The following is a 26,651-nucleotide window of genomic DNA, read 5'->3' as shown; positions in this document are numbered from 1 at the left end:
CGCGACCCGTCTCTTCCGCGGCGGTCTCTACACCAGCGAGGAAAAGGTTACAAATCCGCGAAAAGCGGCCGGATGCCGGGGAGGACCGCAGGGCGACGCTGCACCGAGGTGTCGCCGTCAGATAACTGCAATCCGGATCGAGCCTGGCGGTCGGCGACGCGCCCATCCCGGTCCTTTTCGAGGGAGACGGGCAATCCGGAGCGTGTTGCGCCGCTATCCATCGAAGGTCGGCCGCGAGTTCGCCCCCCTCTGCCCTGCCGGGCATCTCCCCCGCCAGGGGGGAGATCACCCCTTGCATCGACGCCCTGCCGTATCCGTCGATCGATCGGCCCGCCCCTCGTCGATCGATCGGCCCGCCCGTATTGGTACTGTTCCGCCCGCCGCCGCTCGTCGGCAGAAGGGGCGGCAGCGTCCAAGCTTCAGATCTCCCCCCGTGCGGGGGAGATGCCCGGCAGGACAGAGGGGGGGTGCCTCGCGCAGCTTCAACGAGGGGGCCGCCCCGCGCCAACCTATCCCTCCCGAACCGGTCTCCTCAGCGCTTGACCTCCCAGGTAGTCACCCGCTCTCCCGTCGCCGGGTCCTTGCCGTCCTTCAGCTGGATGCCCTTTGCCGCGAGTTCGTCGCGGATGCGGTCGGCCTCGGCAAAGTTCCTGTCGCGGATGAGCGCGAGGCGATTGGCCACGGCGGCATCGACTTCCGCCGGATCGATCCCCGCCGATCCTTCGGCCGTCGCTTCCGCCAGCCGTGTCTGGAAGGCCGCGAGATCGACGCCGACGAGGTCGAGGCAGGCGACCAGCGCCGCCGGGTCGGAGCGGCGCAGCGCGTGCAGTTCGGCGATGGCCCCGGCGCTTGCCAGATCATCCTGAAGAGCGGCGACGAATGCCTGGCTCGGTGCGCTGGCTGCAACGCCCGTCCCGGCCCGGGCAAATCCGTCCAACAGGTCTTCCGCCTCTTCCAGCCGCTTGACCGAAAAATCGATCGGCTCGCGGTAATGCGTCATCAGCATGGCGAGGCGCAGCACCTCGCCCGGCCATTTGCGGCCGCCGAATTTTTCGGTCTCCAGCAGTTCGCGGATGGTGACGAAGTTGCCTTCCGACTTCGCCATCTTGCGGCCTTCGACCTGCAGGAAGCCGTTGTGCATCCAGACCTGTGCCATGGCGTCCGTGCCGTGGGCGCAGCGCGACTGGGCGATCTCGTTCTCGTGGTGCGGGAAGATCAGGTCGAGACCGCCGCCATGGATGTCGAAGGTCTCGCCGAGCAGCGCCTCCGACATCACCGAGCATTCGAGGTGCCAGCCCGGGCGGCCGCGCCCCCAGGGGCTCTCCCAACCCGGCTCCTCGGGCGATGACAGCTTCCACAGAACGAAGTCGCCCGGGTTCTTCTTGTGAGCGTCGACGGCGACGCGGGCGCCGGCCCGCTGGTCCTCGAGCCTGCGCCGCGAAAGCCGGCCGTAGTCGGCCATCGAGGTGACGTCGAACAGCACCTCGCCGCCGGCCTCGTAGGCGTGGCCCCTCTCGATCAGGGTCTCGATCATCGAGACCATGTCGTGGCCGTCGCCGCGGCTGACATAGGCGGTGGCGCGCGGCTCGAAGGTGGGCGGAAGGCAGCCGAGCGCCGCGACGTCGGCATGGAACTGCTCGGCCGTCGCCGAGGTCACCCGGACGATCGCCTCGTTCAAAGGCAGCTCCGGATAGTCGCGCAGGGCCCGCGCGTTGATCTTGTCGTCGACGTCGGTGATGTTGCGGACATAGGTGACGTGGTCGGCGCCGTAGAGATGGCGGAGCAGGCGGTAGAGCACGTCGAAGACGATGACCGGCCGGGCGTTGCCGATATGGGCGAAGTCGTAGACCGTCGGCCCGCAGACATACATGCGCACGTGCCGGTCGCGCTCGGCGACGCCGCTTTCGGCGCGCCAGTCGAGCGGGCGGAACGGCGCCTTCTCGCGCGTCATGGTGTTGAAGAGGGTGAGGCCGCGAAAGCCGTCGTCTTCGCTCATCGTCTCAGATCCCGTCCGGCGGGGCTCGTCCCCTGCCACCCCGTCCATGCAAGTCGATATGGTCGCCGCCCGCCTTACAGGATGTCGCCGGTGATGGCGATTCTCGGCTGCTTCGGCCGGGTGGGGCGAGGCCCCCGCGCTGGTGTCCGGCACGCCGGTCCGGCCCTCGGACATGCCGCCGCCGGCCGCCGCGGAGGGCACCCTGCATTCACACATCCGCAGCCTGACGATTCGTCTCGAAACGAAACACAAATTGTCCGCTGAAGCGATCTGGAACGAAAGTCCTCGCACCGGCCGATACGAGGAAAAATCCTCCGCTTTTCAGCATCATCCCTGTCGCCGACAGGCAACGGCCGAGGAACCTCGACGGCCATGGCGGATTAGCCACAAGGATCCGTTAGCGATTGTCTTCAAACTGGCGCAATCGGCGGCCTCTTAGAGACCATCACCCTGAAGATGCGAGCAGCATGACATGACTACCAAGGACACCCTGAAATTCCGGTCGAAGCGCGAACGCGAGAGCGAGATCGACCTCGTCCGCAACTATCGCGACATCGCCATCCCGGCGATCGCCGCCGCCAGCAGCGCAACGCGCAAGAACAACACGGCGACGCGCGAGGCAGCGGCGCGGCAGACGGTCACTCTCGTCGCCGCGGAATAGCGCTTGCAGCCTGGCGGGCGGATCGCAGCGACGAGGCGCTGCAGATCCGCGCGTCCGGGCGGCGCTCGACAAGGGAGCGAGCGCGTGCCGGACGGCGATCCTGCGCGGGATTGCCACAGGGCGCGTTCGCCACGGAACAGCTTGACGGCGGGTGCTCCGATCGGGTCGCCCGCCGTCTGCATCTCGAAGGAGTTGCGTCCGCTTTTCTCAGCCGGGCATCTCTCCTGACACGGCGAGATCCGCCAGAGCCGGCGCCCGCATCAGATCGGCGATCCCTTCCGGCGGAACGTGCCGGCAATCGAGCCAGCGGGCGAAATCGCCCTTACGAATGACGACAGGCAGCCTCTGGACCGGCGACCCCTCGCCGGGGCGCGGCTCCGCGGTAAGGATCGCCGCCGTGTCGATCTCGCTGCCGTCCGGTGCGAGATAGGTCTCCACCAGCCCGGCCATCGCGAACACCGCCGCGCCCTTCGCCGAAAAGCCCAGGGCGGCGCCCGCCCGGCCCTCACCGCTCATCTTGCGGAAGAAGGCGGTTGCCGGGACGAGGCAGCGCCGGTAGCGCAGGGCGCCGCGGAAGGCGGCATTTTCCGCCGCGGTCTCCGCCCTGGCGTTGAACATCGCCGGCAGCCGTTCGTCCGCCTTGAACCAGGCGGGGATCAGTCCCCAACGGACGAGCATGGCCGCGCGGCCGTCGTGGGTCGCCTCGGCCCTCCCTTCCCGGCCGGCGAGAACGACGAGGATCGGCTGGGTCGGAAGGATGAGCGGCCGCGGCGGAAAGTCGTCGATGCTGGACAGGCCGAGACATTCGGCGACGATCGGCGGTGGGGCGGTCAGGGCGAATCGGCCCGGCACGGCGTCAGTCCCTTCCGCCGCGCCGGATCGCCGCGAGGCCGATGGCGGGGCCGCAGAAGGACGAGAAGGCGCGACGCGATGGCTGCAGCAAGCGGAAAACCACTCCTCGGCGTGTCGGTGTGTCTGGCAAACGAGGAGGGTATCCTTCTCGTGCGCCGCGGCAAGGAGCCGTTCCGCGGACTCTGGAGCCTTCCGGGCGGGGCCGTGCAGTTCGGCGAGACTCTCGAATCTGCGGCACGGCGGGAACTCTCGGAAGAAACCGGCGTCGCGGCGCCCGCCCTCAGTCTCGCCACGCTGCACGAAGCGATCGGCGAGGACGCGCATGCGGTCATCGCGGTGTTTCGCGGCAGGCTCCCCAGCGAAACGGCGCCGCTCGCCGGCGACGATGCCGAAGCGGCCGAGATCGTCGCGTTCGCCGATGTCGAGGCGCGCGAGGCGGCCGGCCGCACGACGCCGGGGCTTTGGGGGGTGGTGCGGCAGTGTCTTGCGGGCAGGTCGCTGCCCGAGCCTTGAGCGCCGGCCGACGGCTTTGTCCTGTCTTTCCCCTTCTGGCTGCAGGATGACGCCAAAAGCAACCTTCTGGGCTGTTGCGAAGCGGACGCAGGCTTGGGAATAACGCCCCTCACCCGCCCACTCGCGCTTGCAGCAAGGTTAGCGAATGATGAATTCTCGTCCCATGCAAGCGAGACGACTCATCGCTGCCGCGTTTCTGGCCCTTGCGGGGCCGGCGACGGCGGGCGCCGCAATGGCGCAGGCACCCCTCGAGGCTCCGCCCGAGCGGCAGAACGAGGCCGCCTACATGCCGCAGCTCAGCCGTCTCGCGATGATTCTCGGCTCGATGCACTTTCTGCGCAAGCTCTGCGGCGATGCCGAGGCCGACGTCTGGCGCGACGAGATGCAGGCGCTGCTCGATGCGCAGAACCCGGCGGATGCGGAACGCCAGCAGATCATCGCGAGCTTCAACAACGGCTACCGCACCTTCGCGGCGACCTATCGCAGCTGCACCAGCGCCGCCCGCGTCGCGGTGAACCGGTATCAGAAGGAGGGCGCCGCCCTCGCACGTGAGATCGGCTCAAGGTACGGGACTTAACGTTTGATTAACGATCGCGGGGGATTCGCCGGTCGCGCGTGTCGGATCATGCTAGGTCTTAACGACTGGTGAAATTCGGTACGAAAGTTTTATGGGGGTCACATGATCGATGTACAGAGCGCCGAGCTGGAGGAAATGATCCAGGCGGAGAAGAAGCAGGTGGCCCTGGAATACCACAACGAGGCCTGGGCGGACGGCATGTCCGACGGGATCGAGGCGGACATCCTGGCGGAGACCGCCATCGCCACGGCGCTCACGGAACTCGTCCGGCTGCATGGGGAGGACGACGTCCTGATCATGATGGAGACGCTGAAGAAGCGGCTCGAATACGGAGAGTTCCGCCCCGACCGGACGATCCAGTAGCCACGACCCGCATCGCGATACTGAAAATTTTGCACGGCAGGGCGTCGGGGCGCGCTCTGTCGCGGCAGCCTGACGACATCGGAGACAGCCGCACCATGCGCCCGTCCAGACGCCCCGCCCTTCGCCCGGCCCTTCGCTATGCCCTCGCCGGCCTGTCGCTGCTCGCGGCCGAGGGCGCCTCTGCATTCTCGCAGTTCGAGGGTGACAGCGGCAAGTACAGCGGCAGCCGGGACGGCATCCTGGCCGTGCCTTTGCCCCCCCTTCCAGGCACGGAACGCGAGCGCGCCGGCCCCTATCTTCCCTCCGACAAGCCGGCCGGCAAGGCCCGGCAGCAGGACGACCGGCATCGCGGCACGCCCTCCGGCGGCACCGGCGGAGACGTCGAGGGGACCGACGCCGGCGAGGTGCCGATCTCGCCGGAAGACGAGAAGGAGAGCGGCGGCAAGTCGGGCCGCCCGGCGGCCACGCCGCGCCCGATCGAGGAAGGTGCCCCCTCCGCGCCGGTCAGATACCAGGCCGACCCCCCGCCGCCCGGCCGGGACGGCACCGGACCGCGGGTTGGCCGGCCGTCGCTCGGAGACGAATCGGCCGCCGGCGCCGATGCCGCTGCGGCGGTACCGCTCGCGGCGGAGATCGGCCATGGCGAGGAGAAGCTCCCCGGCCCGGTTCGCGAGATTCGCCGCAAGCTGATGGAGGTCGCCCGCAGCGGCGACATCGAGCGCCTGCGGCCGCTGATTGAGACCGGCGACGAAGGCACGGTCTTCAGCTTCGCCGACACGCCCGAGGATCCGATCGCCTTTCTCAAGCAGATTTCCGGAGACGGGCAAGGCATCGAGCCGCTCGCCATCATGCTCGACCTTCTGGAATCGGGCTATGCGCGGGTCGAGCCGGACACGCCGGACGAGATCTACGTCTGGCCGTATTTCACCCAGGTCGACATCACCAAGCTGACCAAGCCGCAGCTGGTGGAGCTGTTCCAGATCGTCACCGCCGGCGATTACCAGTCGATGACGGATTTCGGCGCCTACAACTTCTACCGGATCGGCATCACGCCGGACGGCAAGCTGCAGTTCTTCGTCGCCGGCGACTGACCGCCGGCCCTTCCGTCCTGCGAAAAGCCTCTCCCGGGCCGGCAGACGCCGTTCGCCCCGGCGCGGCCTCAGCGAAAGCGTGTCGCCGCCTGCCCGTGGGCGGCCCGCAATGCCGAGACGTCGACGCCGAGCGGCAGGCCGTCGACCACCCGCCAGTTGCCGGCCACCATCACCCTGTCGGCGCCCTGGGCGCCGCAGAGGACGAGCGCGGCGATCGGATCATGGGCTCCGGAAAAGCGCAGATCATCGAGCGTGAACAGCGCGAGGTCCGCCTGTGCACCGACGGCGATGCGGCCGAGTTCCGGCCGGCCGAGACAGGCGGCGGAACCGGTGGTGGCGAGGGCGATCGCCTCGCGGGCGGTGAAGGCGGCCGCCGACCGCGTCCTCAGCCGCTGGAGCATCAGCGCGCTGCGCAGCTCGGCGATCATGTTCGAGCCGTCGTTCGAGGCAGAGCCGTCGACCCCGAGCCCCACCGGCGCGCCGGCGGCCAGGAGATCGCTCACCTGGCAAAAGCCCGAGGCGAGCACCGCGTTGGAGGACGGGCAGTGGCAGACGCCCACTTGATGGCGCCCGAGCCTGCGGCATTCCTCGGTGGTGAAATGAATGCCGTGGGCGAGCCAGGTCCGCGGGCCGAGCCAGCCGACCTCCTCCAGATAGTCGAGCGGCCGGCAGCCGAAGGTCGCCTCGCAGAAGCGGTTTTCGTCCTCGGTCTCGCCGAGATGGGTGTGCAGCCGGCAGTCGTGCCGCTCCGCGAGCGACGCGGTCTCCCGCATCAGGTATTTCGTCGCTGAAAAGGGCGAGCACGGCGCCAGCGCGATCTGCACCATCGCCCCTGTCGAGCGGTCATGGTGGCGGGCGATCAGCCGCTCGCAGTCGGCGAGGATGGTGTCGGCATCCTGGACGACGTGGTCCGGCGGCAGGCCGCCGTCCTTTTCGGAAAGATCCATCGAGCCGCGGGTGAGCGTCACGCGGATGCCGAGCGCCTTCGCCTCCTCGACCTCGATGTCGATCGCCTCGTCGAGCCCCCGCGGGAAGAGATAGTGATGGTCGGCGGCGGTCGTGCAGCCGGACATCAGAAGTTCGGTGAGCGCCAACCGGGCGGCGAGCCGCAGGCTGTCGGCGTCGAGCCGTCCCCAGATCGGATAAAGGCTCGTCAGCCAGGGGAACAGCTCTTTGTCGATCGCCGCCGGATGGGCCCTCGTCAGCGTCTGGTAGAAATGGTGGTGGGTGTTGATCAGCCCCGGCAAAACGACGTGCCGCGAGGCGTCGAAGGTCTCGTCGACGGGCGCCTGCGGCGCCCTGCCCGCCGGCACCAGCTCGGCGATGCGGCCATCCTCGACGACGATGCCGCCGCCGGCAGCGTCGTCAAGGATCGCCAGCGGGTTCTTCAACCAGAGGCGGCGCGGGCGTGGGGGCGCCCCTTCGCCTTCATGACGCGGCTCTCCGGCCATCGGCGGCTCCCCTCGTGAAGACGGCGCCCCGGTCACGGCGCGAGGTCGTCCATGTCGAAGGCCAGGACGTCGCGGAGAAAGGCGACGAAGGCCTCCGCCTGATGCTCGGCGATCGCCCGTCCGATCTCCGGCGTCGCGAGGCCGGCGTCGCCGACGACGCCCGCGCGGTTGAGATCGCCCGCCATCCAGCCGAAGCCGAGGCGGCCATGGGCGCGCAGATGGGTGTGGCGCCCGGCAAGTTTCGCCTGCAGCGTCTCAAAGCGGCGGATCTTCTCGCGGCGCACCAACGCCGGGCGAAAATGCAGCATCAGCGCGGTTTCGACGGCACCGCCATGGATGCCATGGTCGATCTCGGCCTCGGGCAGGACGCCTTCGGGATAGCCGAAGCGTAGCCACGAACATGTGGCGACCAGCATATGGCGTCTGTGCCTCAGTTCCAGCGCCGCCGTGTCCATGACCGGCGTGTTGCCGCCATGGGCGTTGACCACGACGAGGCGCCGGAAGCCGGCATCCGCCAGTCCCTCGCCGATCTCGATCAGCGTCTTCGTGGCGGTCTGCCAGCTTAGGCTGAGGGTGCCCGGAAAGCCGGTGTGCTCGGTCGACTTGCCGAACCTGAAGGTCGGCAGGAACGTCGCCGGCAGGTCGTCCGGCAGGCGCTCGATCACCGTTTCGACCATCGCGTCGGCGAGCATCGCGTCGGTCCCGAGCGGCAGGTGCGGCCCGTGCTGTTCGACGGCGGCGATGGGCAGCACGGCGGCGGCGCGGCCGAGTTTCGGCCGCAGCCCCGCCAGTTCCTCGCTCGTCAGTTCCTCGAAGCGGCGTCGCATCGGCCCCTCGTCGATCCCGTTCCCGCCTTGATGCCCTCCCCGCCGGTCGGGCGCAAGCTCTTGTTGCGACTAGACAACGCCGTTCCGCTCGCCCATGGTGGCGCAGGGTCATGGCATGGGAGACATGATGGCGCGGAAAAAGAAGAAGAGCTCCGTCACGGGTCAGCTCGTGCTCGCCGCCCGAAGCGCCAGAACCGCCCTCATGCATGATCTCGACGACGTCGGCCTCTATCCGGGCCAGGACAGCGTCCTCGTCGCCATCGGCGAGGAGGACGGGATCTCGCTGCGCGATCTCGCCGAAAAGCTCGCCGTCAGACCGCCGACCGTGACCAAGACCATCGCCCGCCTCGTCGGCCAGGGACTGGTGGAAAAGCGCGCGTCGGAAAACGATCTGCGGCAGAGCCGGGCGTTCCTGACCGTCGCCGGCCAGGCGGCGGTCGAGGACGTGAAGAGGGCGCAGAAGTCGCTGGAGCGCCGCGCCCTTGGCGGGTTCTCGCCCAAGGAGCGCAAGAATTTCCGCCGCTATCTGATGCGCATTCGCGAGAATCTCGGGGCCGCAGGCGCCGCCGAACTGACAGACGCCGAAGACTGACGGTCCCGGGGCCGCCACCCGGCAGGCGCCGAATTTCGCCCGTGACGAGCCGGCTGGATTGAAGACGGCGGGATTTCGAAAAGCGAAGGCGGCTCCGGCGCCGCCACCGTCCCGTGAAAATCCCCCGGACGATCGCCTCGCCGGCCTTCGAGGCCCGGCCGCTCTGCCAGCGGCCGGGCGTCTTCAGGCGGGATACGGCCGTCGTCCAGTCCGGCGATTAGCCGAGCTGCGACTTCACGAAGTCCTTGACGATCGCCACGATGCCGCGGCCGAGCAGGTCGTCCAGCGCGTCGCAGAACTGGTCGACATGCTCCTCGCCGCAGATCAGCGGCGGCTCGAGCCGGATGACGTTGCGGTTGTACTCGGTGAACGCGACGAGGACGTCGTAATCCCTGAGCAGCAGCGCCCCGATGAAACCGGAGAGCGAGCCCTTCAGCTTGTCGTCCAGCATCGCCACCATCGGCCGCAGCGCCAAAGGCAGCGTGCGGGAGAAGTCCTGGAACTCCAGCCCCACCATCAGGCCCTGGCCGCGGACCTCCTTGATGATCGTCGGATACTTCGCCTGGATGGTCTTCAGTCGGGCCAGCAGATAGGCGCCGGTGTCGGCCGAATTGCCGATCAGGTCCTCGTCGTAGAGGACGTTGAGGCCCTCGATCGCCGTCACGCAGGCTTCGCCGATGCCGCCGAAGGTCGCCTGGGCGTGGATCATCGCCGTCTTCGGCGAACCATAGGCCTTCATGTAGACGTCGCGCCGGGCGATCATCGCGCCGACCGCTGCCTTGCCGGCGCCGAGCGACTTCGCCAGCGCCGTCACGTCCGGCACCACGCCGTGATGCTCGAAGGCGTAGAACCTGCCGGTCCGGCCGTAGCCGCACTGCACCTCGTCGGCGACCCAGATGACGCCGTGCCGGTCGCAGAGAGCCCTCACCCCCTGCCAGTATTCTGTCGGCGCGCCGATGATGCCGCCGCCGCCCTGCACCGTCTCGAGCACGACGACGCCGATGTCCCTGTCGTTCTCCACCGCCCGCTTCAGGGCTTCGAGATCGCCGAAAGGCACCTTCACCCGGTTGTCGACCAGCTTGAACTCGCCCTGATAGAGCGTCGAATCGGTGATCGACAGAACGCCCTTCGACTTGCCGTGGAAGGAGTTCTCGGCATGGACGACCTTGCAATTCTTGCGGCCCGATGCCCGTTCGGCGACCTTGATCGCCGCTTCCATCGCTTCCGACCCGGTCGAGCCGAGAAACACCATGTCGAGCTCGCCCGGCGAGCAGGCGGCGATGTTCTTCGCCAGCGCCGCGGCATATTGCGACAGGAAGGCGATCGCGATCTCGTGGCGCTTCTCCTCCTGGAAGCGCTCGCGCGCCGCGAGGACCCGCGGGTGGTTGTGGCCGTGGGCGAGCGAGCCGAAGCCGCCGAAGAAGTCGAGGATCTTGCGGCCGTTCTGGTCGGTGTAGAACATCCCCTCGGCGCGCTCGATCTTCACCTTGTGGAAGCCGAGCAGCTTCATGAAGTGGAACTGGCCGGGATTGATGTGGCTCTTGAACAGGTCGGCCATGGTCTCGACCGGCATCGCCTTGGCGTCCTCCACGGAGAGGAGGTTCGGCTTTGCCGGGCCGCGGCGTTCTGCGGCATCGAGCGTGGTCACGGGACGGTCGAGCATCGTCTACTCCCTCACTCGGCGGGTTGCGCGCTGGGCGCGGCGTGGCCGGCCGCGCCGGCGCGCTTGTTGCGGTATTCGCTGTAGGCGGCGATCAGCATGTCCTCGTCGCGGTACTGAGGTACCCAGCCGAGCTGCCGCTTGCCCTTGGAAACGTCGAGGACGCACTCCTCGTCGGCGATCAGATACTGCTCCGGGTCCATCAGCGGCATGTTGAGACGGTCCAGGAGGTCGAGCGTCTTCTTCACCGCCCATCCCGGCGTCGGGACGAGGATCGACTTCGAGCCGGCATGCTTGATCAGGTCGCCGAGCAGCTTCCTGACCGGCGGCGGGTTCAGCGAGCCGAGATTGTAGGCCTCGTTGGGCACGCCCGCCTTCCAGGCGAGCCGCGCCGCCTCGGCGCAGTCGAACACCGAGATGAACTGGTAGGGATTGCGGCCCGAGCCGATCATCGGGACCGGCAGGTTGTGGTCGATCAGCTTGAACAGCTTTTCCAGGATGCCGAGGCGCCCAGGTCCGATGATCAGGCGCGGCCTGAACAAGGAGATGTTCATGCCCTTCTCGCGCCATTTGGCGGCGAGGATCTCGGTGTCGAGCTTCGACTGGCCGTATTCGCCGAGCGGGGCGACCGGATGGTCCTCGGTCATCGGATAGACCACGGTGTGGCCGTAGATCATGTCGGTGGTGAAGTGGACGAGGTTCGGCGCTCCGGCCCTGGCCATCGCCTCGATGATGTTCTCGGTGCCGAAATAGTTCACCGGGTAGAAGAAGTCGTGGCGCTTCGCCCGAACCTGGATCGGCGACAGCATCTTGGCCGACAGGTTGTAGACCATGTCCTCGGGAGCGATCGCCACCGCCGCGACGGAGGCCTTGTCGGTGACGTCGCAATGGACGAAGCGGGCCCGGCCGTAATGCTTGAGGTCGCTCCTGACGATGTCGGCGACGACGACATCCTGGCCCTCGGCCACGAGCTTCTGGGCGAGGTGGCGGCCGACGAAGCCGTCGCCGCCGAAGATCACGTGTTTCATTGCGAAACCTCTGACGCGTTGTGCATGTGGGAGGGATTGGCGACGGCGTCGGCCACCTGCCGGTCGACGCTCTCGGCACGCGACGGTCCGCCGCTCTGGGCGATGAAGAAGGTGCCGCCGCAGATCAGGGCGATGCCGAGGATGCGCATCGCGTTGACGTCCTCGCGGAAGACGAAATACGCAAAGACCGCCACGGCGACGTAGGCGAGGGACAGGAACGGATAGGCGAAGGAGAGATCGACCTTCGACAGGACGAAGAGGTGCGAGGCCATCGAGATCACGAAGGTGCAGAGGCCGAGGAACACCCAGGGGCTGAAGACGATCTGCAGGATCTTCAGGATCGGATTGACGCCGGCGAAGGTCAGCGGACCGAGCTGCATCATGCCGTATTTCAGCATCACCTGCGCCGCGGCGTTGGTGAAGACGGTGAAGAGGATGAAGGGGATGTATTTCGTCATCGGCCGGATCTTTCCGTCGAGCCATCAAGGCATTGGCGAGGCATGCGCGACGCGTGCGCGGGGCGTCTCCATGACCGAACGTCATAAGGCCTGAAGTTCAGTGATGGGTTAAAGGTCGTCGCCCTCAGGCGCGGGCGCCAAGTATTGTCCCGGCGATGGTAAAGGAAGCGTCCGCCGGATCGCTCGAATTGTCTGCATCGGCGGGGTTTGCCGCCGGCGCCGCGCCGAGGCGCATTCCGGTCCGCCGCCAGAAGTCCGACATGGCGGCGGGATCGCGCAGCGCCTCCAGCGCGGCGTGGTGCGGAAAGCCCGCCGCGAAGGTCGCGGGCGACATCCGCGCGTCCTTGTAGGGATTGACGGCGCCGCCGGCCTCGACGGTGATCCGGTCGAGTTCGGCGAGAAGCGCCAGCGTCCGCGCGCCGCGATGCGGAAAGTCGAGCGTCAGCGTGTAGCCGGGACGCGGAAAACTGGTGAGGCCCGGGCTCTTCAGATCGCCGAACCGCTTCAGCACCGTCAGGAATGAGCCGTGACCGTGGCTCCTGGCGCATTCGATCAGCGCCCGCACCACCGCCTCGCCGTCGGCGAGGGGGACGACGCTCTGGTGCTGGAACAGGCCGCGGGGACCGTAGAGGCGGTTCCAGTCGCCGATGCGGTCGAGCGGGTAGAAGAAGCCGGAAAACGGCACCGTGCGCTGCCGCGTGCCGGGCCGGGCCTTGCGGTAGTAGGCCTCGTTGAACGCCTTCAGCAGCGGGCCGGCGAGCGGACTGACCGGCGGGGTGAAGGGAACGCCGGCGAGCCGCGGCGAGGCCTCGCCGGTATGATCGCCCTTCGCGGCGTGGTCGCCGCAGATCAGGTGTCCGCGCCCGAGGCTGCTGCCGCCGGCGAGCGAGTCGATCCAGGCGACGGCGTATTCGTGCGCCGCGTCGGCTTCGGCGGCGAGGTCGAAATAGTCGGCGAGCCGGTCGAAGCGGGTCGTCGTCTCGACGATCGACAGCGACGGCACCCGCATCAGCCGCACGGTGGCGCGGCGGATGAGGCCGGTCAGCCCCATGCCGGAGATGGTGGCGGCGAACAGCTCCGCGTTCTCCTCCGGCGTCAGCGTGAGGCGGCCGAGATCGGAGCGTTCGAGCTCGATCGCCTCGACCCAACGGCCGAACGTTCCCCGACGATGGTGGTTCTTGCCGTGGATGTCGTTGGCGATCGCCCCGCCGAGCGTGACGAACTGTGTGCCGGGGGTGACCGGCAGGAACCAGCCATGCGGCGCGACGTGCCGGGTGATCTCGGAGAACAGCACCCCCGCATCGGCGGTGAGGAGTCCCGTCTCCACGTCGAAGGCGTGAATCTGCGGCAAAAACCCGATCCGCGCGTCGACGAGGACGCCGGCGTCGTTGTGGCAGGAGTCGCCGTAGGAGCGGCCGTTGCCGAAGGGCAGATAGCCGCCCTCGCCCGTCGCCGGTGCGGGATCGAGGATCGCCTCGCGCATCGGCATTGCCGCACGCGGCCGGCGGTTCAGCCGGCCCCAGCTGTCGTGGTCGGCACTCTCACGCATAGGCGGCCAGGAGGAACATCACGCCACCGATGCCGATCATCATCTGGCTGCGCCAGTCCTGCAGCATGAAGACGACCGGATCGTCGTGCATCTGGTTGCGCCGCGCCAGCACCCAGATCCGCACGATGATGTAGAGGAGGATCGGACAGAGCGGCCAGACCAGCCAGGGCACCTGGTAATGCGTCAGGACCTCGGGGCTGTTGATGTAGAGCGCGAGCACCATCACCGCCGCGAAGCCCGAGGCCATGCCGGCCTGGGCGAGCGTCTCCAGATCGGCGTCGACATAGCCGCGGCCGGTCTTGGACCGCTCGGCGCCGGAGCCGAAATCCATGAGCTCGGTGTAGCGCTTCACCAGCGCGAGCGAGAGGAAGAAGAACAAGGAGAAGGCCAGCAGCCAGAACGACACCGACACGTCCGTCGCGGCGACACCCGCCATGATGCGGGTGGTGTAGAGGCCGGCGAGCGTCAGCACGTCGATCAGCAGCATCCGCTTGATCACCATCGAATAGGCGGTGGTGGCGACGAGATAGACCGCGAGCACCCCGAGGAAGGCCGGCGGCAGCAAGAGGCCGAGCACCAGCGACGTCGCCAGTAGTCCGGCGGCGAGCTTGAGCCCGTCCGGGATCTTCAGCGTGCCGCTGGCGAAAGGCCGGTTGCGCTTGGTCTTGTGCTTGCGGTCGGCGGTCAGGTCGACGAGGTCGTTGAGGATGTAGACCGAGGACGCGGCGAAGGAGAAGGCGAGAAACGCGATCATCGCCTCGACGATCATGCCGAGGTTGAAGAACTCGTGGGTCAGCGCGGTCGGAACGAAGACGAGGACGTTCTTCGCCCACTGGTGCGGCCGCATCGCCTTCAGCGCCGCCCGGACCGGATTGCCCTCCGCGACGATCAGCTCGGCGCCGCTCGTCCGCTGCCAGCGGCGGGCCGTGCGGTCGGGCGCGACGACGGTCGCCTCGGCCGCCGCCTCGAGCAGGCAGATGTCGTCACGCGAATTGCCGAGATAGTCGAAGCCCTCCTCCCCGCAGCTGGCGGTGATCCGCTCCAGCTTGCGGTCCGAGGTGAGGTTCACCGCGTCGCAGGACGCCATCACCTCGTCGAACAGACCGAGATGGTCGGCGATCGCATGGGCGAGCCGCTCGTTGGCGCCGGTGGCGAGGACGATGCGCCGGCCCTGCGCCTTGGCCGCGCGAAGCTGGCGAAGGACGTCCTCGCGATAGGGAACCAGCGCCGGATCAAAGTTGATCCCGGCGGCGAGTTCCGCCTTCATCCGTGCCTTGCCGGCAAGGTACCAGCCGGGAAGCTGCGCGAGGCGGAGGGGCGACTGGCGGGCGGTGAGGAACAGCGTCTCCCACAGCATGTCGCTCTTGATCAGGGTGCCGTCGAGATCGACGTAGATCGGACGGTCTTTCTGGCCAACGCAAGCGTCCACGAAACCTCTCCCTCGGAACCGGGAGTTTCGGCTCCCTGTCGTGGCGACCATTCTCGTCGCTGACGGTTTCGAGGGCGTTGAGGATCGCGGATCCGGCGCGTGCGAACGGCCGCTATCGCCGGATGTGGCAAAGGAACGGTGAATCCGCGTCGCTCGATTCGATCGACCTCGGCGGCGCGAAGTCGTGCCGCCGCTGCCGGCAGTCGGACCCGTCCGCCGCCGGCGCGGCCCTCAAGAGGCGCGCCCTCGGCGGCGCGACCGGCGCCACCTGGCGATCCGCACGTCCATGCGCCGCCGCCAGCGCCGCATGAGCGGCGAATCGACAGACAGGACGACGAGGCCGAGCGGCGCCATCCAGAATCCGAGGATCGGCAGGAAACCGAGGATGCCGCCGACAAGGAGGGCGCTGCCGAGCGCGATCCGCCAGGGTTTCGACCCGGGCAGCGGAAACTCCCGCCCGAAGAGGCGCAGCCTCGCGCGCGTCCCGCTCCGCTCCGACGCCCCCTGACCGTCGAAAGACGCGTCCGGCGCCGCGTCTTCCGGCCGCCTGCGATCCTCCCTGCCTTCCGGCGTCGATGCCATGCCTCGTCTCCGACGCGTCTTCACGAAATGTGGAGGCAGAGATGGGAGCGCCGGCAGCGGAGCGCAATCGGCCTCGCTGCCGGGCGCCGGCCGGCGGTCGACGCCGGGATTCCGGCAATTTCCGGACCGGTGAGCTTTTTTCCCGCCGAGGCTTGGCAAAGGGCGAAGGCCTTTGCTATAGGCCACGCCAACGCGGTGCCGCGTATTCCCCGGTAGCTCAGCGGTAGAGCATTCGACTGTTAATCGACAGGTCGCTGGTTCGAATCCGGCCCGGGGAGCCACCGCGCTTTTCAAGAAAGACGACGACTGAAAGCCACCGACCGAAACGGTCGTCGGGCCGCGTCGGCGTTTTCGCCGCCCTGCGCCGCCGGGTGCGGCCCTGTGACGCGGGAGAGCGTGTGGCGCCCGCGGCTGCGGCCCCCAAGATTCAACTTGTAAGATTGCCGAGAAAGACCCGTCATGAATGAACCGCCCGCCATCCTCTTCGTGTGCCTGGGCAACATCTGCCGTTCGCCGCTGGCGGAAGCCGCCATGCGCGCCGCGGCGGAACGCGAGAAGCTCTCCCTCCACGTCGAATCTGCCGGCCTCGGCCGCTACCACATCGGTTTTCCGCCGGACCGCCGGGCGCAGGCCGTCGCGATGCGGAACGGCATCGACATCGGCCAAAAGCGGGCGCGCCTCGTCACCCGCGAGGACTTCTACCGCTTCGATCACGTGGTCGGGCTCGACACGGAGAATCTCGCCGGCCTGCGCCGGTTCGCGCCGGCAGATTCCACCGCCAAGGTCAGCCTCCTCCTCGATCACGTCTCCGGGCGCGAGGGCCAGTCGGTCGCCGATCCCTATTACGATCAGGATGCCGCCTTCGACACGGCGTGGCGCGATGCCGTCGCCGGCGCGGAGGCGCTGGTCGCGGAACTGAAGGGGAAAGCCGCGGATCAATGACGGATCTTGCCGGACGAGCCGCCGAACTCGTTGCCGGCAAGGTCGCCGAAGCCCGGCATTTCGCCGGCGGCTCCCTGTCGAGCGTCGAGCTCGTCCGCCTGACGGACGGCCGCGAGATGCTGGTGAAGTCCGGTCCCTCGCCCGAAGCGGAGGCCCGGATGCTGGGCGCGCTCAGGAAGGCCGGCGTTCCGGCGCCGCAGGTCTTCGCCTCGGGTGCAGAGGTGCTGGCGATCGGGCGTCTGCCCGACGACGGCGGCCTTGCCGCCGCCTGGGGCGACCTCGGCCGGGTGCTGCGGCGCCTGCACGGGACGAAGGGCGAATCCTATGGCTGGCCGGATGACTATGCCTTCGGCCGGCTTCCGATCGTCAACCGGTCGTCCGACGACTGGCCGGCCTTCTATGCCGAGCATCGCCTGCTTGCCGCCGCCCGCGGCACCGGCGCCGACGTCGAGCGCCGCGTCGACGCCTTGTGCGGCAGGCTCGCAGAGATCCTGCCGCGGCGACCGTCGCCCGCCCTCCTCCACGGCGATCTCTGGAGCGGCAACGTGCTGACCTCCGGCGGCCGGGTGTCGGGGCTCATCGATCCCGCCTGCTATTTCGGCGACGGCGAGATCGACATCGCCATGCTGTCGCTCTTCGCCCGGCCGAGCCGGGCGTTCTTCGAGGCATATGGCGCACTGCCGGACGGTCACCGCGAACGCGCGCCCGTCTATGCCCTGTGGCCGGCGCTCGTCCATCTCAACCTCTTCGGCGCCGGCTATCGCGGCATGGTCGAGGGATTCCTCCGCGTGGCCGGCTTCTGAAGCCCCGGCGCCTGCCGCGGCGATCCGCCCGCCCGGTGCTGCCTTTCCGATTGACGTCTTACGGCCAGATAGTCGGGCATGACCGAGCCCTGCATCATCACCGTCGCGATCACCGGGTCGCTGCCCACCAAGGCGAACAACCCGGCCGTGCCGATCAGCGTCCCCGAGCAGGTCGAATCGACTCACGCGGCGTTCGAGGCCGGCGCGAGCCTCGTCCACTGCCATGTCCGCAACGACGACGGGACGCCCTCGTCGGACCCGGAGAAATTCGCCCGGCTGATGGAAGGCGTGCGCCGGTACTGCCCCGGCATGATCGTGCAGTTTTCGACCGGCGGGCGATCGGGAAGCGGGCGCGAGCGCGGCGGCATGCTCTCGCTGAAGCCGGACATGGCCTCGCTGTCGACGGGTTCGGTGAACTTCCCGACGCGGGTCTACGAAAATTCCCCCGATCTCGTCGACTGGCTGGCCGAGGAGATGCTGCGCCACGGCGTGAAGCCGGAGATCGAGGCGTTCGACCTGTCGATGATCTTCAAGGCCGTCCAGATGGCTGAGGAAGGCCGGATCGAAGGGCCGCTTCACGTCCAGTTCGTGATGGGGGTGAAGAATGCGATGCCGGCCGATCGCGAGAGCTTTGCGTTCTTCGCGGCGACCCTGAAGCGCCTCGCCCCGGACGCGACCTTCACCGGCGCCGGCATCGGCCGTTTCCAGACGACGCTGGTCGACTGGAGCCTCGACGCCGGCGGCCACTGCCGGACCGGCCTCGAGGACAACGTTAGGCTCAGCCGCGACGCGCTCGCACCCTCGAATGCCGCGCTGGTCCGGCTTGCCGCCGAACGCTGCGAACGGCATGGCCGCCGGGTCGCGACACCGGCCGAGGCGCGGCGCATCCTGTCGCTTCCCGCCGCCTGATTCCCCTCCCTTCAAGAAAACGCCTCGGAACGGACGCGATGATCGACACCGGCAGGACCGCGCATTGGATTCGCCAGCTTTCGCTCCGGCTCTGGTCGAAGGTGGAACTCTGGACGCTGATCGGCGCGCTGCTCGCCGCCGGGGCGATCTGGGCCTTCGTCGCGCTCGCCGGCGAGGTCGTCGAGGGCGACACCAAGGGGCTCGACCGGACGATCCTTCTGGCGCTGCGCTCCTCGACCGACCCTTCCGATCCGGTCGGTCCGCGCTGGCTGGAAGAATTCGGCCGCGACGTGACCGCCCTCGGCGGCACCGGCATCCTGATCATGATCACCACCTTCGTCGCGATCTATCTTCTGATCTCCGGCAAGCACCGCTCGATGGTGATGACCGTCGCGGCGATCGCCGGCGGCTTCCTGGTCGGCCAGGTCCTCAAGCGCAGCTTCGACAGGCCGCGTCCCGACCTCGTCCCGCATGGCGATTACGTCTACACGGCGAGCTTTCCGAGCGGCCATTCGATGATGTCCGCCGTCACCTATCTGACGCTGGCGATTCTCCTCGCCCGCGTCGAGCCGCGGCGGCGGGTGCGGGCCTTCCTGCTCGGCCTCGCGGTTTTCCTCACGGTGATCGTCGGCATCAGCCGGGTCTATCTCGGCGTCCACTGGCCTTCCGACGTCCTCGCCGGCTGGACGGCGGGCGCCGCCTGGGCGCTGATGTGGTGGCTGCTCGCGACCTGGCTGGAGAGCCGCGGCGCCGTCGAGCCGAGCCCTCAGGACGTCGCGGGCCCGGTGACGATCGGCCTCGCAGAACCAGACGAGAGGGAAGCGATCCGCAGCGACCTCGCCTCCCGCGGCGCACCGGCGGGCGGTGCGCCGCGCCCTCAAAAATAGGGCGCCGCACAACCGCCGGCGTCCCGCGGCGGGCGCTGGCGAACGGGCTCAGACTTTCGTCGCAGGCCGGCCCGGCACGTCCGGGCGCAGGGACTTTTTTCGCCACCGAGGCTTGCCATGCCCGTCCCTGCTATGGAATTCATCATGCCCAGTGACGTGGCGCTCCTGACGACAAAGCCGCGCGACGACGCCCTGACCAGATAAGAACCGGCAAAAGGCGGTCGATGGAATATTTTCTGCAGCAGCTGATCAACGGGGTCACCCTCGGTTCGATCTATGGGCTGATCGCCATCGGTTACACGATGGTCTACGGCATCATCGGCATGATCAATTTCGCCCATGGCGAGATCTTCATGATCGGGTCGTTCATCGCGCTCGCGGTGTTTCTCGGTCTCGCCGCCCTCGGCATCACCTTCCTGCCGCTGGTGCTGCTCATCATGGTGATCGTCGCCATGATCTGCACCGCGGCCTGGGGCTGGACCATCGAGCGGGTCGCCTATCGGCCGCTGCGCGGCTCCTTCCGCCTCGCGCCGCTGATCACCGCCATCGGCATGTCGATCTTCCTGCAGAACTTCGTCCAGGTGACCCAGGGCGCGCGGGTCAAGCCGCTGCCCCCGCAGATCCAGGGCGGGCTGATCCTGATGGACTCGCACGACGGGATCGTCGTCCAGATCTCCTGGATGCAGATCATCATCATCGTCATGACCGTCGTCCTGATGACCGCCTTCTCGCTGATCATCTCGAAGACCTCGCTCGGCCGTCAGCAGCGCGCCTGCGAGCAGGATCGCAAGATGGCCTCGCTCCTCGGCGTCAACGTCGACCGCACCATCTCGCTGACCTTCGTGATGGGGGCCTCGCTCGCTGCGGTCGCCGGCATGATGTACCTGCTCTATTACGGCGTGATCGACTTCTACATCGGCTTCATCGCCGGGGTGAAGGCGTTCACCGCCGCCGTCCTCGGCGGCATCGGCTCGCTGCCCGGCGCAATGCTCGGCGGCCTCGCCATCGGCCTCATCGAGACCTTCTGGTCCGGCTACTTCTCGGTCGAATACAAGGACGTCGCGGCCTTTTCGATCCTCGCCATCGTGCTGATCTTCCTGCCCTCCGGCCTGCTCGGACGGCCCGAGGTCGAGAAGGTCTGAGACAATGGCCGACATCACCCAATCCGCCTCCGCCAACCGCCCGGAAGGCGCCGAGCGGCTTTCGGAGGACCGCCGCGAGGCGATGCGGGGCGAGCCGCCCTTCGTCGAGGCGCCGGCCGAGGACAGCCGCCTCGTCAGGGCGCTGAAGGAAGCCGGCATCACCGCCGGGCTGATCGCGGTGCTGACCTTCTTCTTCTTCTTCATGAAGACCGACATCGCGGTCGGCGGCCTGTCGCTGACCGTCGACCCGTGGACCTGGTTCGTCGCGATCGCGATCACCTTCGTCGGCCGCTTCCTCCTCACCTTCTTCGTTTTCGCGGGTGAACGCCCGGCGGTCGGCGGCTGGAAGAAGATCGCGGCGGCGACCGCCGGATGGCCGATCGGCAAGGTCGTCGGGGCGGTGCTCCTCTTCGTCGCGCTGACCCTGCCCTTCCTTCTGACGATCTTCCTGCCGAGCCAGGACCGCTATCTCCTCGATCTCGCGATCCTCATCCTCACCTATGTGATGCTCGGCTGGGGCCTCAACATCGTCGTCGGCCTCGCCGGCCTGCTGGACCTCGGCTACGTCGCCTTCTACGCGGTCGGGGCCTATTCATTCGCGCTGCTCGCGACGAATTTCGACCTCGGCTTCTGGGTCTGCCTGCCGATGGCGGGCCTGTTCGCGGCGCTCTGGGGCGTGATGCTCGGCTTCCCGGTGCTGCGGCTGAGGGGTGATTATCTCGCCATCGTGACGCTCGCCTTCGGCGAGATCATCCGCGTCGTCCTGTTGAACTGGTACACCTTCACCGGCGGTCCGAACGGCATCCTCGGCATTCCCAAGCCCACCCTCTTCGGCCTGGAATTCTCCCGCGGAAAGGGCTCGTTTTCCGACTTCTTCGGGATCGAATATTCCTCGATCCAGCGCTTCATCTTCCTCTACTACATCATCCTGGCGCTGGCTCTTCTGACCAATTTCGTGACGATGCGCATGCGCAAGCTCCCCGTCGGCCGCGCCTGGGAGGCGCTGCGCGAGGACGAGATCGCCTGCCGCTCGCTCGGCATCAACACCACCAACGTCAAGCTGACGGCCTTCGCCACCGGCGCCATGTTCGGCGGTTTCGCCGGGTCGTTCTTCGCCACCCGCCAGGGTTTCATCTCGCCCGAAAGCTTCACCTTCATCGAATCGGCGATCATCCTCGCCATCGTCGTGCTCGGCGGCCTCGGCTCGCAGCTCGGCGTCGTCATCGCCTCGGTGGTGATGATCGGCGGCATCGAGCTGCTGCGCAACCTGACCGGCCTGCAGGCGATCTTCGGCACCGGCTTCGATCCCACCCAGTACCGCATGCTGATCTTCGGCCTCGCCATGGTGCTGATCATGGTCTGGAAGCCGCGCGGCCTCGTCTCGACCCGCTCGCCGTCGGCGATCTACAAGGAGAAGAAGGCGATCGGCGCCGATCTCGTCGCCCAGGGCGAGGGTCACTGATGCTGAAGCAGAACCGCAACTGGTCGGCCGATCCGGTCCTGTCCGTCGAACACCTCACCATGCGCTTCGGCGGCCTCGTCGCCGTCGACGACCTCTCCTTCGACGTCGGCCGCGGCGACATCACTGCCCTGATCGGGCCGAACGGCGCCGGCAAGACAACCGTCTTCAACTGCGTCACCGGCTTCTACAAGCCGACCGAGGGCCGCATCGCGCTGCGCCGCGACGGCAGCGTGACGCCCGAGGCGCTGGCCGAGCTCACCCGCAGCGGCCGCCAGTATGCCGAGGGCGACAAGGGCTCGATCTTCCTGCTCGAGCGCATGGCCGACTTCAAGATCACCGAGGTCGCCGGGGTCGCCCGCACCTTCCAGAACATTCGCCTCTTCGGCGGCATGACGGTCCTGGAAAACCTCCTCGTCGCCCAGCACAACGAGCTGATGCGCGCCTCCGGCTACACCATCGGCGGCCTGCTCGGGCTGCCGGGCTATCGCCGCGCGGCGGAAGCCGCCAAGGAGACCGCCGTCGAATGGCTGCGGCGGGTCAACCTGCTCGACCGCGCCGACGATCCGGCGGCCGACCTTCCCTACGGTGCCCAGCGGCGGCTCGAGATCGCCCGGGCGCTCTGCACCAATCCGGTGCTGTTGTGCCTCGACGAGCCGGCCGCCGGCCTCAATCCGCGCGAATCAGCCGAGCTCAACACGCTGCTGAAATACATCCGCGACGATCACGGCGTGTCGGTGCTTTTGATCGAGCACGACATGGGCGTCGTGATGGAGATCTCCGACCACATCATCGTCCTCGACTACGGCAAGAAGATCTCCGACGGCACGGCGCCCGAAGTGCGCAGCGACCCGAAGGTCATCGCCGCCTATCTCGGCGTCGACGACGAGGAGGTCGAGGACGTCGAGCGCGACCTCGAGGTCAAGCCGGCGCCGACGCGCGCCGAGGGAGACGCCCGATGAGTGCAGCGGAACGCATCGCGGCGCAGCCCGACGCCGAGCCCCTGCTCTCGGTCAGCGGCGTCGAGACCTTCTACGGCAAGATCCAGGCGCTGCGCGGCGTCGACATCGAGGTGCATCGCGGCGAGATCGTCACGCTGATCGGCGCCAACGGCGCCGGCAAGTCGACGCTGATGATGACGATCTGCGGCAATCCGCAGGCGCGCACCGGCCGCATCGTCTACAACGGCAAGGACATCACCGGGCTGCCGACCCACGACATCATGTCGATGGCGATCGCCCAGTCGCCGGAGGGCCGCCGCGTCTTCCCGCGCATGACGGTGATGGAAAACCTGCAGATGGGGGCGATTCTCGAGGACGATCGCTATTTCGAGGATGACCTGCGCAAGGTCTTCGAGCTGTTCCCGCGCCTCAAGGAGCGGCGCGGCCAGCGCGGCGGCACGCTGTCGGGCGGCGAACAGCAGATGCTGGCCATCGGCCGCGCCCTGATGAGCCGGCCGAAGCTCCTGCTTCTCGACGAGCCGTCGCTCGGCCTCGCCCCGCTGGTCGTCAAGCAGATCTTCGAGGTCATCCGCGAACTCAACGCCAGCGAGGGCCTGACGGTCTTCCTCGTCGAGCAGAACGCCTTCCATGCGCTGCGGCTCGCCCATCGCGGCTATGTGATGGTCAACGGCGCGATCACCATGGCCGGAACCGGCCGGGAGCTTCTCGCCCGTGAGGAGGTGCGCAGCGCCTATCTGGAAGGGGGAGCGCACTGACATGACGAATGCGATGGGCATTCTTTGGGAAGTCTCCTTCTGGGAGTTCTTCTTCGTCACCATCCTCCTCGGCGGCGGCGGCGCCTGGATGATCGGCCGCTCGACGGCCCTGACCTGGAGCGGCTGGGGTCTGCTCGCCTTCTACGTGCTGCTGCTGGCGATCGCGGTGCGGTTCATCCACTTCAGCCTGTTCCACGGCACGTTCCTGCTGCCGCCGACGGGCTTTAAGACCGGCCTCTATTACGGCGTCGTCGACTACATCGTGCTGTTCGCCATCGCCGCGGCCGGCCGGCTCTATGTCAGGGGCCTCCAGATGTCGCGGCAATACGGTTTTCTCGACCAGCAATCGGCGTAACGCCGCAGAAATGCCGGTCGCCATCGGCCCGTTCTGCTTCCATCCGGAGGCGATCCGGGCTTTAATCCCCGCCAGGTAGGGGGAGATTTGCTACCTGCTGCGGCTCAAGCCGCAGAAACGTCCAACGATAGGGAAGGTTCGTATGAAGAAGGCACTTCTTTTAGGCGCGGCGCTCAATCTGGTCTTCGCGGGCGCGGCCCTTGCCGACATCACCATCGGCGTCGCCGGCCCGATGACCGGCCAGTATGCGAGCTTCGGCGAACAGTTGAAGATCGGTGCCGAGCAGGCGGTCGCGGACATCAACGCCAAGGGCGGCGTCAACGGCGAGATGCTGAAGCTCTCGGTCGGCGACGACGCCTGCGATCCGAAGCAGGCGGTCGCCGTCGCCAACAACTTCGCCTCCGAGGGCGTGCCCTTCGTCGCCGGCCACTTCTGCTCGGGTTCCTCGATCCCGGCGAGCCAGGTCTATGCAGACGAGCAGATCGTCCAGATCTCGCCGGCCTCGACCAATCCGGACTTCACCGACAAGCGTCCCGGCGACGGCGTCTTCCGCGTCTGCGGCCGCGACGACCAGCAGGGTGAGGTCGCCGGCAACTACATCGCCAAGAACTTCCCCGACGCCAAGGTCGCGATCATCAACGACAAGACCGCCTACGGCAAGGGTCTCGCCGACCAGACGCAGAAATACTACGAGCAAGCCGGCGGCAAGCCGGTGCTCGTCGAGGCCTACACGGCGGGCGAGAAGGACTACACCTCGCTGGTCACCAAGATGAAGCAGGCGGGCGTCGATCTCGTCTATATCGGGGGCTACCACACCGAGGCCGGCCTGATGGCGCGCCAGATGCGCGAACAGGGCATGAAGACGACGATCATGTCCGGCGACGCGCTGGTCACCGACGAGTACTGGGCGATCACCGGCGACGCCGGCGAAGGCACGCTGATGACCTTCTCGCCGGACCCGCGCAAGAACGAGGAAGCCAAGCCGGTCGTCGACGAGCTCAACAAGAAGGGCCAGACGGCGGAAGGCTACGTCCTCTACACCTATGCCGCGATCCAGGCCTGGGCGCAGGCGGCCGAGAAGGCCGGCTCGACCGACTACGACGCGGTGGTCAAGGCGCTCGACGACGGCACCTTCGACACGGTGATCGGCTCGCTGCAGTTCGACGACAAGGGCGACGTCACCCTGCCGGGCTACGTCGTCTACGAGTGGAAGGACGGCAAGTACGACTACGTCGAATCGGCCGACGCCGGCGACGCGATGGGCACCGAGAAGAAGAGCAACTGAGCTTCTTCCCGCGCCGCAGCCGACGTCCGGAGTTGATCCTCCGGACGCCGGATCGGCAGTGTCGGCCCTCATACCGGCGCCGCGCCGCGGCGATGCGGCAGGGCCGGCCGATGCCTCGCCTGTGAATCATAATCGACGGGGTGCGGACCACGACGGCGGTCCGCACCCTTTTTTTGCGTCTGACGTTTTTGCATCTGCCGGGGTGAGGTTCACCACGGGCCGCGCCCGGCTTGCGTGAACGCGTCCCGGCGGTCTGCCGAGCCTCATACGGTTTCCGGTAGATCACGTCGTGATGCCGGAAACAAAGCCGCTCATTCGCCGCGCGGGCTTGCGACGAGCCCCGCTCAGATCGAGCGGATCTCGTGTCAGTGGCTGATCGCCCGGTCGAGGCCTTTCAGGCCCGTCTCCAGACCCAGCCGCTCGTCCTCCGAGAGACTGCTGAGAACGGCGGACTCCGCCTCGAAGATCTTCGGCATCAGATGCGCGAGCGCGTTACTGCCGGTCTCGGTGAGCGTCAGATATTCGAAGCGCCGGTCCGACGTCGCGCGTTCGCGGGAGATCCAGCCGCGCTGGTCAAGCGCCGCCACCGCCCGGCTTACCTTGGTCTTGTCCATCGCCGTCACTTCGACGATGTGCGACGAGGTGAGCTTGGATCGCTCGCCGCTCAGCGCCACGAGCACGGCGAATTCCGGAGAGGTCAGGCCCTGCTCGCGCTTGTGAACGCGAGACGTGACCCGGCCGAGCGCCGTCGCCGCGCGAATCAGCCGATTTGAAATCAGAAGTGGCAGACCTTGGTCCCCAACGCCTCCCATGATCCGGCTCCTCGGTTCAGAACGGTCGTCTTCTCGTCGCGGCCTCTCGGACCTCGCAACAGGCCGCCTTCGCGCTCTCTGGCCAAACTGGCTCGCGGCCGGCGCCAGCATCCGCGCGTTCGAGGCTCGATGGATCGCCGGTCACGTCACGCAACGCCAGCTTCGCGCGGATTTAGCCGGCTTGCAAGTCGTGACTGTTGGATTTTGTCCGGGCGATCGGCGCCCGCCGAGGCCGCCGCACGGCCCCTCCGGCGCCGTCATGGCTGCCACGCGGACAGGGGAATCGAACAGACTTTGCTTTTCGCCCGCCTTTTCCCTATAGCATCGCGCCAATCCGAAGAGACCAGTTGCATAAGGGTGGGTCATTGTCGTCAACATTCGACCGGGTCGCCGACATCATTGCCGAAACCAGCGAGATCGACCGCTCGGAAATCACGCCGGAAAGCCACACGATCGAGGATCTCGGCATCGATTCCCTCGACTTCCTCGACATCGTCTTTGCGATCGACAAGGAGTTCGGGATCAAGATCCCGCTCGAGAAGTGGACGCAGGAGGTCAACGAGGGGCAGGTTCCGACCGAGGAATACTTCGTCCTGAAGAATCTCTGCGCCAAGATCGACGAATTGCGGGCGGCCAAGGCCGCCGGCTGAGCGCTCGCGGCGCCGGGCTTCCGGCGCATCGACGCGGCGATCCCGCGGGCCGCCGTTTCAC

Annotated in this window: 28 protein-coding genes and 1 tRNA gene; 18 read left to right on the top strand and 11 right to left on the bottom strand. The window is 67.6% G+C overall.

The features are described 5' to 3' along the window. Window positions 1-532: 532 nt before the first annotated feature. A complete protein-coding gene (gene cysS / locus J1C47_RS16760) occupies window positions 533-1,996 on the bottom strand; it encodes a cysteine--tRNA ligase (RefSeq protein WP_207351937.1) in 1,464 nt (487 codons plus the stop codon). 472 nt (window positions 1,997-2,468) lie between these two features. Here cysS and J1C47_RS16755 point away from each other — a divergent pair, with 472 nt between their 5' ends. Further along, on the top strand, window positions 2,469-2,657 hold the full coding sequence (locus J1C47_RS16755) for a hypothetical protein (protein WP_207351936.1): 189 nt from the start codon (window positions 2,469-2,471) through the stop codon (window positions 2,655-2,657). Window positions 2,658-2,864: 207 nt separating this feature from the next. Here J1C47_RS16755 and J1C47_RS16750 read toward each other — a convergent pair whose 3' ends face one another. Further along, window positions 2,865-3,509 (bottom strand): SOS response-associated peptidase family protein, encoded by a 645-nt coding sequence (locus tag J1C47_RS16750; protein WP_207351935.1) that lies wholly within the window; start codon window positions 3,507-3,509, stop codon window positions 2,865-2,867. 78 nt (window positions 3,510-3,587) lie between these two features. On the opposite strand from J1C47_RS16750, the gene J1C47_RS16745 reads away from it, so the two are divergent. From J1C47_RS16745 to J1C47_RS16730, 4 genes are all read left to right on the top strand, one after another. Beyond that, window positions 3,588-4,022, top strand: coding sequence for an NUDIX domain-containing protein (locus tag J1C47_RS16745; RefSeq protein WP_207351934.1), 435 nt, complete (start codon window positions 3,588-3,590; stop codon window positions 4,020-4,022). Between the two features lie 232 nt (window positions 4,023-4,254). Further along, on the top strand, window positions 4,255-4,599 hold the full coding sequence (locus tag J1C47_RS16740) for a TIGR02301 family protein (protein ID WP_245396626.1): 345 nt from the start codon (window positions 4,255-4,257) through the stop codon (window positions 4,597-4,599). 102 nt (window positions 4,600-4,701) lie between these two features. Beyond that, the gene (locus tag J1C47_RS16735; protein WP_207351932.1) at window positions 4,702-4,962 is read left to right on the top strand and encodes a hypothetical protein; all 261 of its coding nucleotides are present in this window, start codon (window positions 4,702-4,704) and stop codon (window positions 4,960-4,962) included. Window positions 4,963-5,057: 95 nt separating this feature from the next. Continuing rightward, the gene (locus J1C47_RS16730) at window positions 5,058-6,053 is read left to right on the top strand and encodes a hypothetical protein (protein ID WP_207351931.1); all 996 of its coding nucleotides are present in this window, start codon (window positions 5,058-5,060) and stop codon (window positions 6,051-6,053) included. Window positions 6,054-6,121: 68 nt separating this feature from the next. Here the strand turns inward: J1C47_RS16730 and J1C47_RS16725 are convergent, their stop codons facing one another. Both J1C47_RS16725 and J1C47_RS16720 read right to left on the bottom strand, forming a co-directional pair. Further along, the gene (locus J1C47_RS16725; RefSeq protein ID WP_207351930.1) at window positions 6,122-7,504 is read right to left on the bottom strand and encodes an 8-oxoguanine deaminase; all 1,383 of its coding nucleotides are present in this window, start codon (window positions 7,502-7,504) and stop codon (window positions 6,122-6,124) included. A 32-nt stretch (window positions 7,505-7,536) separates the two neighbouring features. Next, on the bottom strand, window positions 7,537-8,331 hold the full coding sequence (locus J1C47_RS16720) for a creatininase family protein (protein WP_207351929.1): 795 nt from the start codon (window positions 8,329-8,331) through the stop codon (window positions 7,537-7,539). A gap of 202 nt (window positions 8,332-8,533) precedes the next feature. Here J1C47_RS16720 and J1C47_RS16715 point away from each other — a divergent pair, with 202 nt between their 5' ends. Beyond that, a complete protein-coding gene (locus tag J1C47_RS16715) occupies window positions 8,534-8,923 on the top strand; it encodes a MarR family winged helix-turn-helix transcriptional regulator (protein WP_245396625.1) in 390 nt (129 codons plus the stop codon). A 217-nt stretch (window positions 8,924-9,140) separates the two neighbouring features. Here the strand turns inward: J1C47_RS16715 and J1C47_RS16710 are convergent, their stop codons facing one another. The 6 genes from J1C47_RS16710 to J1C47_RS16685 form a co-directional block, all read right to left on the bottom strand. Continuing rightward, window positions 9,141-10,586 carry an aspartate aminotransferase family protein gene (locus J1C47_RS16710; protein WP_207351927.1) on the bottom strand — a complete coding sequence of 482 codons (1,446 nt, stop codon included), beginning with the start codon at window positions 10,584-10,586 and terminating at the stop codon, window positions 9,141-9,143. 11 nt (window positions 10,587-10,597) lie between these two features. After that, window positions 10,598-11,611: an NAD-dependent epimerase/dehydratase family protein gene (locus J1C47_RS16705; protein ID WP_207351926.1), complete on the bottom strand. Its 1,014-nt coding sequence runs from the start codon at window positions 11,609-11,611 to the stop codon at window positions 10,598-10,600. Beyond that, window positions 11,608-12,069 (bottom strand): DMT family transporter, encoded by a 462-nt coding sequence (locus J1C47_RS16700; RefSeq protein ID WP_245396624.1) that lies wholly within the window; start codon window positions 12,067-12,069, stop codon window positions 11,608-11,610. Before J1C47_RS16700 ends, J1C47_RS16705 begins: the two co-directional genes overlap by 4 nt. 124 nt (window positions 12,070-12,193) lie before the next feature. Then, complete coding sequence (locus J1C47_RS16695; protein WP_245396633.1) at window positions 12,194-13,558, bottom strand: FAD-binding oxidoreductase; 1,365 nt, start codon at window positions 13,556-13,558, stop codon at window positions 12,194-12,196. A gap of 52 nt (window positions 13,559-13,610) precedes the next feature. Continuing rightward, window positions 13,611-15,047 (bottom strand): UbiA family prenyltransferase, encoded by a 1,437-nt coding sequence (locus tag J1C47_RS16690; protein WP_342592008.1) that lies wholly within the window; start codon window positions 15,045-15,047, stop codon window positions 13,611-13,613. A 231-nt stretch (window positions 15,048-15,278) separates the two neighbouring features. Next, window positions 15,279-15,518, bottom strand: a complete 240-nt coding sequence (locus J1C47_RS16685; RefSeq protein WP_207351990.1) for a hypothetical protein — start codon at window positions 15,516-15,518, stop codon at window positions 15,279-15,281. Window positions 15,519-15,835: 317 nt separating this feature from the next. On the opposite strand from J1C47_RS16685, the gene J1C47_RS16680 reads away from it, so the two are divergent. The 11 genes from J1C47_RS16680 to J1C47_RS16630 all read left to right on the top strand — a co-directional run bounded on the left by J1C47_RS16680 (window position 15,836) and on the right by J1C47_RS16630 (window position 25,128). Beyond that, window positions 15,836-15,910, top strand: a tRNA-Asn gene (locus tag J1C47_RS16680). Window positions 15,911-16,088: 178 nt separating this feature from the next. Further along, window positions 16,089-16,571: a low molecular weight protein-tyrosine-phosphatase gene (locus tag J1C47_RS16675; protein ID WP_207351923.1), complete on the top strand. Its 483-nt coding sequence runs from the start codon at window positions 16,089-16,091 to the stop codon at window positions 16,569-16,571. Beyond that, the gene (locus J1C47_RS16670; RefSeq protein ID WP_207351922.1) at window positions 16,568-17,374 is read left to right on the top strand and encodes a fructosamine kinase family protein; all 807 of its coding nucleotides are present in this window, start codon (window positions 16,568-16,570) and stop codon (window positions 17,372-17,374) included. Before J1C47_RS16675 ends, J1C47_RS16670 begins: the two co-directional genes overlap by 4 nt. A gap of 78 nt (window positions 17,375-17,452) precedes the next feature. After that, a complete protein-coding gene (locus J1C47_RS16665; RefSeq protein WP_207351921.1) occupies window positions 17,453-18,283 on the top strand; it encodes a 3-oxoadipate:acetyl-CoA acetyltransferase in 831 nt (276 codons plus the stop codon). A 38-nt stretch (window positions 18,284-18,321) separates the two neighbouring features. Beyond that, entirely contained in the window at window positions 18,322-19,170 is an 849-nt protein-coding gene (locus J1C47_RS16660; RefSeq protein WP_207351920.1) for a phosphatase PAP2 family protein, read from the top strand. Between the two features lie 224 nt (window positions 19,171-19,394). Further along, entirely contained in the window at window positions 19,395-20,312 is a 918-nt protein-coding gene (locus tag J1C47_RS16655; RefSeq protein ID WP_207351919.1) for an ABC transporter permease subunit, read from the top strand. 4 nt (window positions 20,313-20,316) lie between these two features. Continuing rightward, the gene (livM, locus tag J1C47_RS16650; RefSeq protein ID WP_207351918.1) at window positions 20,317-21,774 is read left to right on the top strand and encodes a high-affinity branched-chain amino acid ABC transporter permease LivM; all 1,458 of its coding nucleotides are present in this window, start codon (window positions 20,317-20,319) and stop codon (window positions 21,772-21,774) included. Further along, window positions 21,774-22,733, top strand: a complete 960-nt coding sequence (locus J1C47_RS16645; protein WP_207351917.1) for an ABC transporter ATP-binding protein — start codon at window positions 21,774-21,776, stop codon at window positions 22,731-22,733. The genes livM and J1C47_RS16645 overlap by 1 nt, the downstream gene beginning before the upstream one ends. Beyond that, a complete protein-coding gene (locus tag J1C47_RS16640) occupies window positions 22,730-23,488 on the top strand; it encodes an ABC transporter ATP-binding protein (protein WP_207351916.1) in 759 nt (252 codons plus the stop codon). Before J1C47_RS16645 ends, J1C47_RS16640 begins: the two co-directional genes overlap by 4 nt. 1 nt (window position 23,489) lies before the next feature. Then, on the top strand, window positions 23,490-23,843 hold the full coding sequence (locus J1C47_RS16635; RefSeq protein ID WP_207351915.1) for a DUF6867 family protein: 354 nt from the start codon (window positions 23,490-23,492) through the stop codon (window positions 23,841-23,843). 142 nt (window positions 23,844-23,985) lie between these two features. Then, window positions 23,986-25,128 carry a branched-chain amino acid ABC transporter substrate-binding protein gene (locus J1C47_RS16630; protein WP_207351914.1) on the top strand — a complete coding sequence of 381 codons (1,143 nt, stop codon included), beginning with the start codon at window positions 23,986-23,988 and terminating at the stop codon, window positions 25,126-25,128. Window positions 25,129-25,493: 365 nt separating this feature from the next. On the opposite strand, the gene J1C47_RS16625 is transcribed toward J1C47_RS16630, so the two are convergent. Beyond that, window positions 25,494-26,051, bottom strand: a complete 558-nt coding sequence (locus J1C47_RS16625; protein ID WP_207351913.1) for a MarR family winged helix-turn-helix transcriptional regulator — start codon at window positions 26,049-26,051, stop codon at window positions 25,494-25,496. 254 nt (window positions 26,052-26,305) lie between these two features. Between J1C47_RS16625 and J1C47_RS16620 the strand changes: the two genes are divergently transcribed. After that, the gene (locus J1C47_RS16620; RefSeq protein ID WP_207351912.1) at window positions 26,306-26,590 is read left to right on the top strand and encodes an acyl carrier protein; all 285 of its coding nucleotides are present in this window, start codon (window positions 26,306-26,308) and stop codon (window positions 26,588-26,590) included. The last annotated feature ends 61 nt before the right edge of the window (window positions 26,591-26,651 follow it).

This window comes from Jiella sonneratiae, from assembly GCF_017353515.1.
Lineage (GTDB): Bacteria > Pseudomonadota > Alphaproteobacteria > Rhizobiales > Rhizobiaceae > Jiella > Jiella sonneratiae.
Note: the sequence above shows the minus strand (reverse complement) of the source record. Positions and strands in the feature narration are given on the sequence as shown.